Origin of the sequence: Xanthomonas euvesicatoria pv. euvesicatoria, from assembly GCF_020880415.1 — a bacterium.
Lineage (GTDB): Bacteria > Pseudomonadota > Gammaproteobacteria > Xanthomonadales > Xanthomonadaceae > Xanthomonas > Xanthomonas euvesicatoria.
This window is the reverse complement of sequence record NZ_JAJIUJ010000003.1, coordinates 30,252-43,478: the sequence shown is the minus strand read 5'-3', so window position 1 is coordinate 43,478 and position 13,227 is coordinate 30,252. Positions and strand designations below refer to the sequence as shown.

Annotated in this window: 8 protein-coding genes; 6 read left to right on the top strand and 2 right to left on the bottom strand. The window is 65.9% G+C overall.

The annotated features are described in order from the left end of the window. The coding region (locus tag LN450_RS00400; RefSeq protein ID WP_228884912.1) for a methyl-accepting chemotaxis protein at nt 1–2,054 on the bottom strand (2,054 nt) is incomplete at its 3' end. 266 nt (nt 2,055–2,320) lie between these two features. Further along, nucleotides 2,321–3,751, bottom strand: a complete 1,431-nt coding sequence (locus LN450_RS00395) for a cellulase family glycosylhydrolase (protein ID WP_039416984.1) — start codon at nt 3,749–3,751, stop codon at nt 2,321–2,323. 212 nt (nt 3,752–3,963) lie between these two features. Between LN450_RS00395 and LN450_RS00390 the strand changes: the two genes are divergently transcribed. The 6 genes from LN450_RS00390 (at nt 3,964) to LN450_RS00365 (ending at nt 13,224) form a co-directional block, all read left to right on the top strand. Next, entirely contained in the window at nt 3,964–5,451 is a 1,488-nt protein-coding gene (locus LN450_RS00390; RefSeq protein WP_011346296.1) for a SulP family inorganic anion transporter, read from the top strand. Between the two features lie 237 nt (nt 5,452–5,688). Then, entirely contained in the window at nt 5,689–6,669 is a 981-nt protein-coding gene (locus tag LN450_RS00385; RefSeq protein ID WP_011346297.1) for a GGDEF domain-containing protein, read from the top strand. A gap of 167 nt (nt 6,670–6,836) precedes the next feature. Then, complete coding sequence (locus LN450_RS00380) at nt 6,837–8,486, top strand: M28 family metallopeptidase (protein ID WP_011346298.1); 1,650 nt, start codon at nt 6,837–6,839, stop codon at nt 8,484–8,486. Between the two features lie 927 nt (nt 8,487–9,413). Then, nucleotides 9,414–11,351: a glucans biosynthesis glucosyltransferase MdoH gene (mdoH, locus tag LN450_RS00375; protein ID WP_011346300.1), complete on the top strand. Its 1,938-nt coding sequence runs from the start codon at nt 9,414–9,416 to the stop codon at nt 11,349–11,351. 150 nt (nt 11,352–11,501) lie between these two features. Next, entirely contained in the window at nt 11,502–12,170 is a 669-nt protein-coding gene (locus tag LN450_RS00370) for an alpha/beta hydrolase (RefSeq protein WP_011346301.1), read from the top strand. Between the two features lie 4 nt (nt 12,171–12,174). Then, complete coding sequence (locus LN450_RS00365) at nt 12,175–13,224, top strand: sensor histidine kinase (RefSeq protein ID WP_008574347.1); 1,050 nt, start codon at nt 12,175–12,177, stop codon at nt 13,222–13,224. Nucleotides 13,225–13,227: the final 3 nt, after the last annotated feature.

Genomic DNA, 13,227 nt, shown 5'->3' with positions numbered 1-13,227 from the left:
GTCAGGTCTGCTGCCTGGTCTTCCATGCTGCGCGCGGCCGCGGTGGCTTCTTCCACCAGTGCGGCGTTTTGCTGGGTCATTTCGTCCAGCTGCATCACCGTGGTGCTGACCTGTTCGATGCCGGCGCTTTGTTCGGTGCTGGCCGCGGTGATCTCGGCCATGATGTCGGTCACGCGCTTCACCGAGCTGACCACCTCGGTCATGGTGCTGCCGGCCTGTTGCACCAGCTCCGAACCCTGCGCCACTTTTTCCACCGAATCGGAAATCAGCTGCTTGATTTCCTTGGCAGCACCGGCCGAGCGCTGCGCCAGGGCGCGCACTTCGGTGGCGACCACGGCAAAGCCACGGCCTTGCTCGCCTGCGCGCGCTGCTTCCACGGCCGCATTCAGCGCCAGGATGTTGGTCTGGAAGGCGATGCCGTCGATCACCCCGATGATGTCGGAAATACGCGCCGACGATTGCGTGATCGCCTGCATGGTGCTCACCACTTCCTGCACCACGCGGCCGCCGCTCTCGGCCACATCGCCGGTGCCCTTGACCAGTTGGTTGGCCTGGCGCGCGTTGTCGGCGTTCTGGCGCACGGTGGAGGTGAGTTCTTCCATCGAAGCGGCGGTTTCTTCCAGGTTCGCTGCCTGATGCTCGGTGCGCGTGGACAGGTCGGCATTGCCGCTGGCGATCTCGCCTGCCGCGGTATTGATCATCTCGGCCGAGTGCTGGATGCCCTGCACGATGCTGGTCAATTGGATGGCGGTGCGGTTGGCTGCATCGGCCAGGCGACCGAACGCGCCTTCGTAATGCGACTCCACGCGCTGCGACAGGTCGCCGTCGGCGATCGCGGCCATGATGCGGCCCACATCGTCCAACCCGGCGTCGGCCTGCTGCATCAGCCGGTTCAGCGCCTGCACCATTTCCGCAAACGCGAACTGGTAATGCGATTGGTCGCCACGTGCGGAGAAATCGCCGCGCGCAGCTGCATCGGCCAGGCGCGCGATGTCGCTGTTGATTGCAGACAGATTCTCTTTCACCGTATCCAGCGCCTGATGCAAGGCTGCGCGCTGGCCGGGCAGGCGACGCATGTCGCGGCGCAGATCGCCACGGCCGTAGTCGCTCATCACGTCCATCGCTTCGTTGATGGCATCTAGATGTTCGAATACCACCGTGTTGACGCCGTGCGCCAGCGTGCCGTAATCGCCGGGGAAATCTTCCGGAATGCGGTGCGCGATGTTCTCGCCCTGCTGCAGGCGGATCATGGTCTGCATCTCGCCGTTGAAGCGCTGCAGCTGGGTCTGCATCTGCTGCATGCTGTGCATCAGCTGGCCGGTTTCATCGCGCGATTCCACGCGGATGTCGTTGTCGAAGCGGCCCGAGGCGATGGCTTCGGCAGTGCGCGAGGCAGCGCGCAGCGGCGCGGCCATGGCCGAGGCGATCAGCCAGCACAGCCCGATCACCAGCGCCACCAGGGCGCCGCCGATCAAGGTCAGGGTGCGCGTGAAACCCCACGCCTGCACTTGGATGTCTTCGGCATACACGCCCATCACCAGCACCCAGTTCCAGGCCGGAAAGGTCTTGGCATAGCTGATCTTCGGTAGCTGTTCCTTCTTGCCCGGCTTGGGCGCGTCGTAATAGCTGAAGCCGTCGCCGCTATCGATGGCGGTCTTGATGTCGCGATACACGTATTGCCCGGCATCGCTCTTGTAGTCGGTCATGTCGGTGCCGACCGGGCGCTTGGGATGCATCAGGATGCGCATCTGCGGGTCGACGATGAAGAAGTAATCCACCCCGTCGTTGGTGCGCATGTCGGCCAGCGTGGTGCGCGCGGCTTCCTTGGCTTGCTCCAGGCTCAGCTCGCCGGCTTTGACCTTGTCGGCATAGTGCTGCATCACCGTCAGGCCCATCTCCACCTCGGTCTTGACGCTGAGCTTGCGCGCCTCCACCAGATCCAGATATTGCAGGCGCGCGGCGGCCATCGCCAGCAGGATCACGCCCACGGTCAATAGCGTGCACAACAGGACGAACTTTCGGGTGAGCGGGAGATTGGCAACAGAACGACGCAAGAGGGAAACAACAGGCATGACAACGACATCCAGAACGCGCGCACGGCGCTACATCATGGATAGCGGCTGATTCACATGCAGGTTGAATACTAACTGCGGCAGCGTCCGCTCAGGCGATGCAACAACGTGCCAATGCAATGTAGGAGCGCACCGGCCGCGACAAGACGTATCGGTAACGTTCCTCGCGCCCGCGCGCTGCTACGGAAGCATCAGCATTGGTCCATCGATGCAACGGCGGACACGCACTGCGTGTCCGCCGCATTGCATCAACCTGCAGCGCAGAAGCCGAACTCGGCAGTGGCGCCGGGCGCCAGCGTGCGGTTGAAGTCCACGCCGCTGGCCTGGAGTGTGGTGCCGCTCTGTGACCAGGTAACGTTCCAGGCGTTGTTGACGGTGCCGGTGACTGTCAGCGAGATCGACCAGTTGCCGCTGGCGGTGCCGGTATTGGTGACCTGCACGCGGTTGCAGTAGCCTCCGTTCCACCTACTGTCCGGGATCACCTTGGTACTGAAGCCCGCGCTTGGCGTCGGGGTTGGCGTCGGTGTCGGCGTCGGTGTCGGCGTTGGCGTCGGTGTGCTGTTGCTTACCGTTCCCCACAGCGTCCGCAACAAGGTCATCTTGTCTTCGCGCACGCTGATCCAGTCGTCGCGCAGGATGCCGCCGGTATCGCCGCTATTGGGGTTCCACGACCAATAGAACCCTTCGTTGATGCCCTTGCCACGCAGGTACTTCACCAGCGCGTCCTGCCAGACTTTGTCGCGCGCATCGCCTTCGCCGTACTTGCCGCCGAATTCGCCCAGCAGCAGTGCGTGATTGCCGGCAAACTGGCCGAAATGGCGGTCCCAGATCGCAGGCATGTTGTTGGGGAAGTTGCTGTCGTTGAAGTACGACTGCACGAACACGTCCGGGCCGTACACATGCGGTGCCAGCAACAGTCGGTTGGCCGGAATGTTCAATGGGGTGCAGGCCAGCGGCTGCAGGCTGCCACCCCAGAAGATGCCGCCATTGGTCGAACACACCGGGTTGTCGGTGATGCCTTCCACCGCAATGATCCACTTCGGCGCCACCGCAAGCACGGCGGCAGAACCGCGCTCGGCGGCCTTGTTCCAGTCGGTGGCGGCGTTGCCCGTGCCCCAGGTCGCGGCGCCGTGCGGCTCGTTCTTCAGATCCACGCCGATCACCCTCGGCACGTTCTTGTAGCGGTTGGCGACAAAGCGCAGATCGTCCAGCCATTGCGCTTCGGAATATGAACTGGTGTACCACAGCTCGGAAATCGCCGCGCAATCGGGCGTGTGGTGATCCAGCAGCACATACATGCCGCGTGCGTTGAATTCGTTGATCACCTTGTCGAGGATCTGCAGCGAGGTCAGGCCCTGCAGATCGGCGTTGCGGCTGTAGTCGATGCTGCTGGGCATCTGGCCGCTACGCAGCGTGGCCGGGCAAAACGGCAGGCGCACCGCGTTGAAGCCCAGGCCCTGCATCTGGTTGATCATCTCCTTCCAGTTGCGTGCCCACAGGCCATGCATGACATGGTTGCCGGTCTCGAAGCCGAACACGTTGACGCCCTTGAGCTGAACCACGTTGCCGTTGTCGTCGACGATCTTGTTGTTGCTGACCGAATAGCTGAAAGCCGGTGCGGCTGTGAGCGCTAACATCGTTGCCAATGCGAGCGTACTTGCAGTCCTGAAAATGGACATGATGGTCTCCCTGGATGACCGAACTCGACGGCCGAGTGCGGTGAGGGGGGCATCTTGGTCTTCGGCTGCGCCGTGTGGCGTGACCGCTGCCACAGAAGAGCGCAGTGGCGCACCGATCACACGCAAGCTGCGGGCGAGGTCGCTTTCCCGCACACTATCGCTGCTGCGTGCTGTCCGCAGGCTGTCCTTTTTGTCCCCCGGAGTGTCCCTCAATGTCCTTGTTGCGTGCCGAAATGGCGCAATGGCGCGCCTCCCCCGCGCGCGAACTCATGGCCGGTGCGGTCGCCACATTTGCGCTGATTCCCGAAGTGATTGCATTCGCGTTCGTCGCCGGGGTGGATCCGCAGGTGGGCCTGTTCGCATCCTTCGTGATCGGCATCGTGATCGCGTTTTGCGGGGGGCGGCCGGCAATGATTTCGGCTGCGGCCGGCTCGGTGGCGCTGGTGGCTGCACCGCTGGTGGCCGCGCACGGGTTGCCCTATCTGCTGGCCGCCGGCCTGCTCGCTGGCATGGTGCAGATCCTGTTCGGGTTGTTGCGCCTGGGCGTGCTGATGCGCTTTGTCAGCAGTTCGGTGCGCACCGGTTTCGTCAACGCGCTGGCCGTGCTCATCTTCGCAGCGCAACTGCCGCATCTGCTCGGGGCCAACCTGACCACCTGGGTCATGCTGGGCGCAGGCCTGGCCATCATCTACGGCCTGCCGCGTCTGCGCCTGCCGGGGCTGTCGGCGATTCCCTCGCCCCTGCTGTGCATCCTGCTGCTCAGCGTGGCCGGTACCGCGCTGCATCTGCCGCTCAAGACGGTGGCCGATCTGGGCAAGCTGCCCAACGCGCTACCGTTCCTGCAATGGCCGGCGGTGCCGTTGACGCTGGAGACGCTGCGCATCATCGCGCTGCCGGCACTGGCCATTGCCATGGTGGGCCTGCTCGAGTCGATGATGACCGCGCGCGTGGTCGATGAGCTCACCGACACGCCCAGCAACAAGAACCGCGAATGCACCGGCCTGGGCATCGCCAACGCGGCGGCCAGCCTGTTCGGCGGCATCGCCGGCTGCGGCATGATCGGGCAGACCGTGGGCAACGTGAAATACGGCGGCCGCGGCCGGCTGTCCACGTTGTTTGCCGGCGTGTTCCTGCTGATCCTGATGGTGCTGCTCAAGCCGTGGGTGTCGCAGGTGCCGGTGGTGGCGCTGGTGGCGATCATGGTGATGGTGTCGGCAGAGACCTTCGACTGGCGCTCGCTGCGCACCGTGGTGACCCACCCGCGCACCTCCAGCGTGGTGATGCTGGCCACCGTGGCGGTCACGTTGTTCACGCACAACCTGGCGGCAGGTGTGGCGGTCGGCGTGCTGCTGAGCGGGGTGTTCTTCACCTTCAAGGTGGCCGGGCTGCTGCAGATCGCGCATCACGATGGCACGGACGGCGTGCGCACCTACAGCGTGCGCGGGCAGGTGTTCTTCGCCTCGGCCGATGTGTTCATCGACGCCTTCGACGCACGCGAGGTGCCCGGTCGCGCAGTGGTGATCGATGTCGGCCGCGCGCACTTCTGGGACATCACCGCGGTGGCGGCACTGGACAAGGTGGTGCAGCGTTTGCGTCATCACGGGCTGGACGTGCAGGTGAAAGGCCTGAATGCCGGCAGCCGCCGCCTGATGCAGCGGCATGCCTTGGGCGAAGACGCGCTGGAATCGGCACTGCCTTAGAGCGTGTTATTCACGTTGAGATGGAATGCGCCTGGCAGGCCTGCGGCGCGTCATCCCGGGCTGTCCGTGCGCTGAGCGCGGCTGCGAGCGAATTCAAGTTCCGGCGGGCGACGCCGATGATTCGGCATCCTCATTGCCGGTCGTCGCTGTGATGCCAGTGGGTTTCAGCCCGAGATGTGTACCTGCGTGCCAAGCCCGGCATGACGGGTTCGTGTCCGCCCGCCGGAGGGCGCAGCCGTGACCAACGCACCGTTGCTGGAACGGATGGTGGACCTGACCGCCATCCGCGATGCGGACCTGCTCGATCTGAGCCTGTTGCGCACCGTGCGCGAAGTCTGCGCGGCCGAAGAACTTTCGCTGCTGCGCATCGCCCCGGACAGCAACAGCATCGCCGAAACGCGCCTGCGCGACGATGGCCGGCTGGCGTTGACGGTGGCGGAGATCCACGATGCGCGCACGCGCATCCAGCTGGCCGAGGTGCATGGGCCGGGCGATGTGGTGCAGCTGCACGAAGACGGCCGCGCCCTGCTGGTCTACCCGATGATGGAAGCGCGCGGCATCCGGACCTGCCTGCGGGTGGGCGGGACGCGTATTCCCGGCGTTGCCGAGCAAGCGATGCTGCAGGGCTTTGCGCGCTTCTTCCAGAACTACCGCAGCCTGCTCGACGACGCCCAGCGCGATGCGCTGACCGGCCTGCGCAACCGCAAGACCTTCGACGATGTGATCCTGCGGCTGTTTGCCGGTGGTGCCGACTCCGCCGCAGAGCAGGGCGTGTGGCTGGGCATCGTGGACATCGATCACTTTAAGCGCGTCAACGACACCTTCGGGCATCTGTATGGCGATGAGGTACTGCTGCTGGTCGCACAGCTGATGCAGCGTGCCTTTCGCCAGGACGACCTGCTGTTCCGCTTCGGCGGCGAAGAGTTCGTGATCGTGTTGCGCGGCGTGGACCGCGACACGGCCGTGAGTCTGTTCGAGCGATTCCGGCTGGCGGTGGCCGAGCACCTGTTCCCGCAGGTGGGGCAGGTCACGCTCAGCACCGGCATCGTCGAACTGACGCACGGTCGGCTGATCAGCGAAATGCTGGACGAAGCCGACAAGGCGCTGTACTGGGCCAAGCAGAACGGCCGCAATCGCGCGGCGGTCTATGCTGAGCTGATTGCCGGTGGGCAATTGCAGCAGGTTGCGCAACCAGTGGGCAGCATCGATCTGTTCTAGGCGCCAGCGCGGCGCTGAAACAGGCCAGAGCTCTTGGCCGTGGATGCAGACACGAAGCTTCTGCAGTATTCATCGCACCCGCATCGCATGCTTCGGCGCAGCCGCAGGTATCGGCCTGCACGCGATGCTGGCTACACTCCAGGGCTATCCATGATGCGGGGTGTGCAATGAAGCGAGTTGCCGTGGGACTTCTGGCAATGGCGGTCTCGACCGCACTGATGGCGGCCACGCCGAGTTTCGATGGCGCGCGCATCTCGCGCGACGTCAAGGAACTGGCCTCCGACGCCTATGAAGGCCGCGGCCCGGCCACTGCCGGCGAAGAAAAGACCATTGCTTATCTGAGCGAGCAGTTCGCCGAAGCCGGCCTGCAGCCGGGCGGCGACCTGGCCAACGGCAAGCGCGGCTGGACCCAGGCGGTGCCGTTGCGGCGCGCCGATATCGTCGGCACGCCGACCATTGCGGTGCAGAACGCGGGCAAGCCGCAAACGCTGACCCAAGGCAAGCAAATCGCCATCCGTGCCGCGCTGGATGGCTCATCCAAAGTGGAGATCGCCAACGCGCCGCTGGTGTTCGTCGGCTACGGCGTCAAGGCGCCCGAGCGCAACTGGGACGATTTCAAGGGTGTGGACCTGAAGGGCAAGATCGCGGTGGTGCTGATCAACGACCCGGATTTCGAAACCGGCAAGGGCGACTTCGACGGCACCGGCATGACCTACTACGGCCGCTGGACCTACAAGTACGAAGAAGGCGCGCGCCAGGGCGCACTCGGCGTGCTGGTGGTGCACGAAACCGCGCCTGCCTCGTATGGCTGGGACACGGTGGCCAGCTCCAACACCAACACCATGTTCGACGTGGTGCGCGACAACCCGCGCAGCGCGCATCCCACGCTGGAAGGCTGGATCCAGCGCGATCTGGCCACCGAGCTGTTCAAGCACACCGGGCTGGATTTCGAGACCTTGAAGAAGCAGGCGCAGACGCGCGGGTTCAAGCCGGTCGAGCTCAAGGACCAACGTTTGAGCGCCAGCTACCAGGTCAAATCCGATGTGATCACCTCGCACAACGTGGTGGCGCGGCTGGAAGGCAGCAAACATCCGGACGAGACGCTGATCTACAGCGCGCACTGGGACCATATCGGCGTGGGCAAGCCGGATGCACGCGGCGACACCATCTTCAACGGGGCACTGGACAATGCCAGCGGCACCGCCGCGCTGCTGGAGCTGGCGCGTGGTTTCGCCCAGGGGCCAACGCCTGAGCGCTCGGTGGTCTTCCTGGCGGTCACCGCCGAAGAAAAGGGCCTGCTGGGCTCGGAGTTCTACGCCTCCAAGCCGCTGTACCCGCTGGACACCACGGTGGCGGTGATCAACATGGACGGCATGAATCCGTTCGTGCCCTCGCGCGACTTCGGCATCTACGGCACGGCAAAGCTCGAGCTGCTCGATCAACTGAAGAGCGTGGCCGCGCAATCCAAGCTGCGTTACACGCCCGATCCCAAGCCGCAGGCCGGGTATTTCTTCCGTTCCGATCATTTCTCGTTCGCCAAGCGCGGCGTGCCGGCGCTGTCGTATGCAGCCGGCCAGGATTGGGAAGTGGGCGGCGTGGCGGCAGGAAAGGCGGCCGCCGACGACTACACCGCCAAGCGCTATCACCAGCAAGGCGACGAATGGAAGCCGGATTGGACCTTCGCCGGCGCCGCCCGCGACCTGGGCGTGCTGTATGCATTGGGCCAGCAGCTGGCCGACTCGCGCCAGTGGCCGAACTGGAGCCAGGATTCGGAGTTCCGCGCTACCCGCGACGCCAGCGCGGCGGCACGCAAGTAAGACGGCTCACAACGTCATTGCGTGAGGACCAGGGCGGCTGCCCTTGCGCGATGGCGCATGTGCCATATCGATATGCCGCGTTTGAATAAGCCTTGCCTGCCATGCGGTTTGTGCTTGCTGTTGTCGGTCAGCAAGCGGCGAACGTTCTGTGCAACGCCCTCGCTGCTGGCGGCATGGATGCCGCCATCGCGCCCCAGGATGGATTCACGGCGTGTCCGGCGAGCGGCGAGGGCACTGCGCACGCGACACGCCGGGCCTGAGGATCGCCGAGCGCTCGCAGACGTCATTGATGCCTCGATCAAGCGGTTGCATCAGCAAACAAACCACGTGCGATGAGCCGCTTTCCCGGGCATCGCGCAACTGTCTGGTGCGGCGAGGACGCCGCATACTCGACCAATCAAGCTGTTGCCGCAGGCCTTGAGAACGTTCGACCACCGCAATGCCTGGAATTCCAGAGCGCCTTGAGCGATGCAGAGCGACCAACCAATCGCTTGTCCCAACCTCTGACCGCATCGGCACAACGCAACGCCAGCGCCCCGTCGCCGCAACCGATTGCACGCCATGGCACACCAATTGCACCTCTCCGGCAGGATGGCCCGGCCAGCGGTCCGTGACAGGGTCTGCGCTAGGCTGCAATCTGTTGGGGTTGCGTTCGGTCGGTGCGGCGTAGTCTGCCGCGCGGTCCTCGTGGGGGAGGGCGAAGACCGTACGCGGCGTTCGTTCCTTTAACGGTCGATTCTTTAGGATGAGCTGCGAGGTGAGATTGCAGCCAGGAGAACTTGTGCATCGGAGTGGTTTCAGAGCGTCTTGGTCGTACACCGTCGGGCTCGCCCGCTCGGCCGCGTGCCAGGCAACATCGCACTGCATGGCGGGGATGGACCTCCCGTGTCAGCCCGCACTGTCGTCCTCGCGCGACGGGCAGCCCTGATGGATGGCACCGTGACTCCTTCCCCGACAACGACTGCAATGCCCCCCGTTTCCGCCCTCGATGCCGGCACGCCCACGCTGCCGCCGGAAGCACCGCTGGCGATGCCCGAACAGAACCTGCGCGAAGGCAGCCTGCAAGTGCGCCACCAGCGCACTTCGCCGCCCGGCATCGGCGTGCGCCGCTTCTATTTGATCGGCGGCACCTTCGCCACCACCGCCATCGCCGTGTGGGTGATGCTCAGCGTGCTGTGGCCCGACGGCATCAGCGTGCTGGAAGGCTGCCTGCTCGGCCTGTTCGTGTTGCTGTTCGCCTGGATCGCCATGTCCTTCGCCAGCGCGGTGGCTGGTTTCGTCACCGTGGTGGCGCGCGCCGGCCGCAAGCTCGGCATCGACCCGGAGCAACCCCTGCCCACGCTGCGTTCGCGCACCGCGTTGCTGATGCCCACCTACAACGAAGACCCGCGCCGGCTGTTGGCCGGCCTGCAGGCCATCTACGAATCGGTCGCCGAGACCGGCCAGTTGGAGCATTTCGATTTCTTCGTGCTCAGCGACACCACCCGCGAGCACATCGGCCGCGCCGAGGAGCTGGTCTATAACGAACTTTGCGATCGCGTCGACGGGCACGGCCGCATCTTCTACCGCCGCCGCGCCGACAACGCCGCGCGCAAGGCCGGCAATGTGGCCGACTGGGTGCGTCGCTTCGGCGGCAGCTACCCGCAGATGCTGATCCTGGACGCCGATAGCGTGATGACCGGCGACACCATCGTGCGGCTGGTCGCCGGCATGGAAAACAACCCGGACGTGGGCCTGATCCAGACCTTGCCGGCAGTGGTCAACGGGCAGACCCTGTTCGCCCGCATGCAGCAGTTCGGCGGGCGCGTGTACGGGCCGATCATCGCCTTCGGCGTGGCCTGGTGGCACGGCGCCGAGAGCAATTACTGGGGCCATAACGCCATCATCCGCACCCAGGCCTTCGCCGATCACGCCGGCCTGCCGTCGCTGCGCGGGCGCAAGCCGTTCGGCGGGCATGTGCTCAGCCACGACTTCGTCGAAGCGGCGCTGATGCGGCGCGGCGGCTGGGCCATGCACATGGTGCCGTACCTGCAGGGCAGCTACGAAGAAGGCCCGCCCACGCTGACCGACCTGCTGATCCGCGACCGCCGCTGGTGCCAGGGCAACCTGCAGCACGCCAAGGTGGTGAGCGCCAAAGGCCTGCACTGGATCAGCCGCATGCACATGCTGATCGGCATCGGGCATTACTTCACCGCGCCGATGTGGGGTCTGTTGATGCTGATCGGCATCGGCATTCCGCTGGCCGGCGGCGGTATCGATCTGGCCGGCGACCTGCCGTTCTCGCCCGCCCGTTACTGGCACGGCAGCAGCCAGGGCAATGCGATCTGGATCTTCATCTGCACCATGTTCGTGTTGCTGGCGCCCAAGCTGCTCGGCTACATCGCGTTGCTGCTCAACCCGCGCGAACTGCGCGCCTGCGGTGGTGCCTTCCGCGCTGCGGTGAGCATCCTGCTGGAGACCGTGCTGGCCGCCCTGATGGCGCCGGTGGTGATGTACCTGCAGTCGCGCGGTGTGTTCGAGGTCCTGGCGGGCAAGGATTCGGGCTGGGATGCGCAGGTGCGCGACGACGGCAAGCTGTCGTGGCCGGCGCTGTTTCGCAGCTATGGCGGTCTGACCGTGTTCGGCCTGTTCATGGGCGCGGTGGCCTACGCGGTCTCGCCCGCGCTGGCCGCCTGGATGGGGCCTGTGATCGTCGGCATGGCGTTGTCGATTCCGGTGGTGGCGCTGACCTCGCTGCGTCGCACCGGCATGGCGCTACGCCGCGCCGGCATTTTCTGCATCCCCGAAGAACTCGACCCGCCCAAGGTGCTGGTGCGTGCCTCCGAGCTGCGCCGCGCCGCTGCGCTGGAACCGTCGCTGATCTGAGTGTGCGTCGGCGCCGGCCTCATTGGCCGGCGCTGTGGCGCGGTCGCCTGCAGAGGCCCGTGGCGATCGGCGGGCCTCAAGCCTCTGGCGCCGGTTGATCTGGCCCACCCCTCGCGCAAGGCATAATGCCCAGCCCGCAAGCGGAGCTGGATGATGCTGGAAGTGATCGAACGCGAGACCGGACCGAACCCGCAATGGAGCGTGCTGTGGCTGCATGGCCTGGGCGCCGATGGCAGCGACTTCGCCCCGATGGTGCCCGAGCTGGTACGCCCGCAGTGGCCCGCGCTGCGCTTCGTGTTCCCGCATGCGCCGATCCGCCCGATCACCATCAATAATGGCGTGCGCATGCGCGGCTGGTACGACATCGTCGGCATGGATTTCGCCCAGCGCGCCGACAAGGCCGGCATCGCCGAATCGGTCACCCAGGTCGAGGCCTTGATCGCCCATGAGCAGAGCCGCGGCATCGCGCCGGAGCGCATCCTGCTGGCCGGCTTCTCGCAAGGCGGCGCCGTGACCCTGGCCGTTGGCCTGCAGCGCAGCGTGCCGCTGGCCGGGCTGATCGCCATGTCCACCTATCTGCCGGATCCGGCCGCGGCCGCCAGCCAGTTGCAGCCGGCCGCCCTGCGCCAACCGCTGTTCATGGCGCATGGCACGGCCGACCCGGTGGTGCCGTTCGCGGCCGGCCAGGCCAGCATGCAGACCTTGCGCACGCTGGGTTTCGCACTGGATTGGCACACCTACCCGATGGGCCACCAGGTCTGCCTGGAAGAGATCGAGGCCTTGCGCGACTGGATGCAGGCGCGCTTCACCGCTGCCTGAGCCCATGGCCCAGCGCGCACCGCAGATCGCCTGGATGCCGGACCTGTGCCGGCTGCCGCGGTTGGGCGCGATGCTGGGCCTGGCCGAGCTGGTGGTGCTGGTGGTGACCTTGGTCCCCGACGCCGGCGCGCGCAACATCACGTTGTCGCGGTTCCTCTCCGCCAGCGGCCTGGCGCTGTGGCTGGCATTGGCGGTCACCGTGCTGCTGTGCGTGTTGCGGCCCACCTTGTCGCGATTGCCGCCACGGCTGGGCGGGCTGAGCGCCTTGCTGATCGCTGCCGTGGTGGCGATGCTCGGTGCCGGCATCGTGCATGGCCTGTATGCGGTGCTCGGGCAGGTCCCGCTGGGCGCGCAGGTCGGCTTCTGGCGGTTCACGCTCGGCAGTGCGGCCACGGTGGTGCTGATCACTGCGCTGGCGCTGCGCTACTTCTATGTCAGCGACCGCTGGGAGGCGCAGGTGCAGGCCAATGCACGCGCCGAGGCGGATGCCCTGCAGGCGCGCATTCGCCCGCACTTCCTGTTCAACAGCATGAACCTCATCGTCAGCCTGCTGCGGCGCGATCCGGTGGTGGCCGAACAGGCGGTGCTGGACCTGTCGGATCTGTTCCGCGCCGCCCTCGGCGCCGGCGAGGGCGTCTCCACCTTGCGTGCCGAATGCGAACTGGCCGAACGCTATCTGGCAATCGAATCGCTGCGCCTGGGCGAGCGCCTGCAAGTGCGCTGGCACCGCCAGGAACCGTTGCCGTGGGAGCTGCCGATGCCGCGCCTGGTGCTGCAGCCGCTGGTCGAAAATGCGGTACTGCATGGCGTTTCGCGCATGCCCGAAGGCGGTACGCTGTACCTGTCGCTGCGTCAGCGCGGCAACCAGCTGCAGATCCGCATCGTCAACCCGGCGCCGCAGCCCGGCACCCAGTTGCCGCTGCTGGCCGGCGCCGGGCATGCCCAGGCCAGCATCTCGCACCGGCTGGCGTTCCAGTTCGGCGCCGGGGCACGGATGGCGGCCAGCTGGGCTGAAGGCTACTATGCCTGTGAGATCACATTGCCGCTGCCGTGAGGG

Excerpts from the sequence above, each read along its gene's own strand:
- LN450_RS00380 (WP_011346298.1), top strand. The coding sequence starts at position 6,837 with ATGAAGCGAGTTGCCGTGGGACTTCTGGCAATGGCGGTCTCGACCGCA.
- LN450_RS00365 (WP_008574347.1), top strand. The coding sequence starts at position 12,175 with ATGGCCCAGCGCGCACCGCAGATCGCCTGGATGCCGGACCTGTGCCGG.
- LN450_RS00395 (WP_039416984.1), bottom strand. The coding sequence starts at position 3,751 with ATGTCCATTTTCAGGACTGCAAGTACGCTCGCATTGGCAACGATGTTA.
- LN450_RS00370 (WP_011346301.1), top strand. The coding sequence starts at position 11,502 with ATGATGCTGGAAGTGATCGAACGCGAGACCGGACCGAACCCGCAATGG.
- LN450_RS00390 (WP_011346296.1), top strand. The coding sequence starts at position 3,964 with ATGTCCTTGTTGCGTGCCGAAATGGCGCAATGGCGCGCCTCCCCCGCG.
- mdoH (WP_011346300.1), top strand. The coding sequence starts at position 9,414 with ATGGATGGCACCGTGACTCCTTCCCCGACAACGACTGCAATGCCCCCC.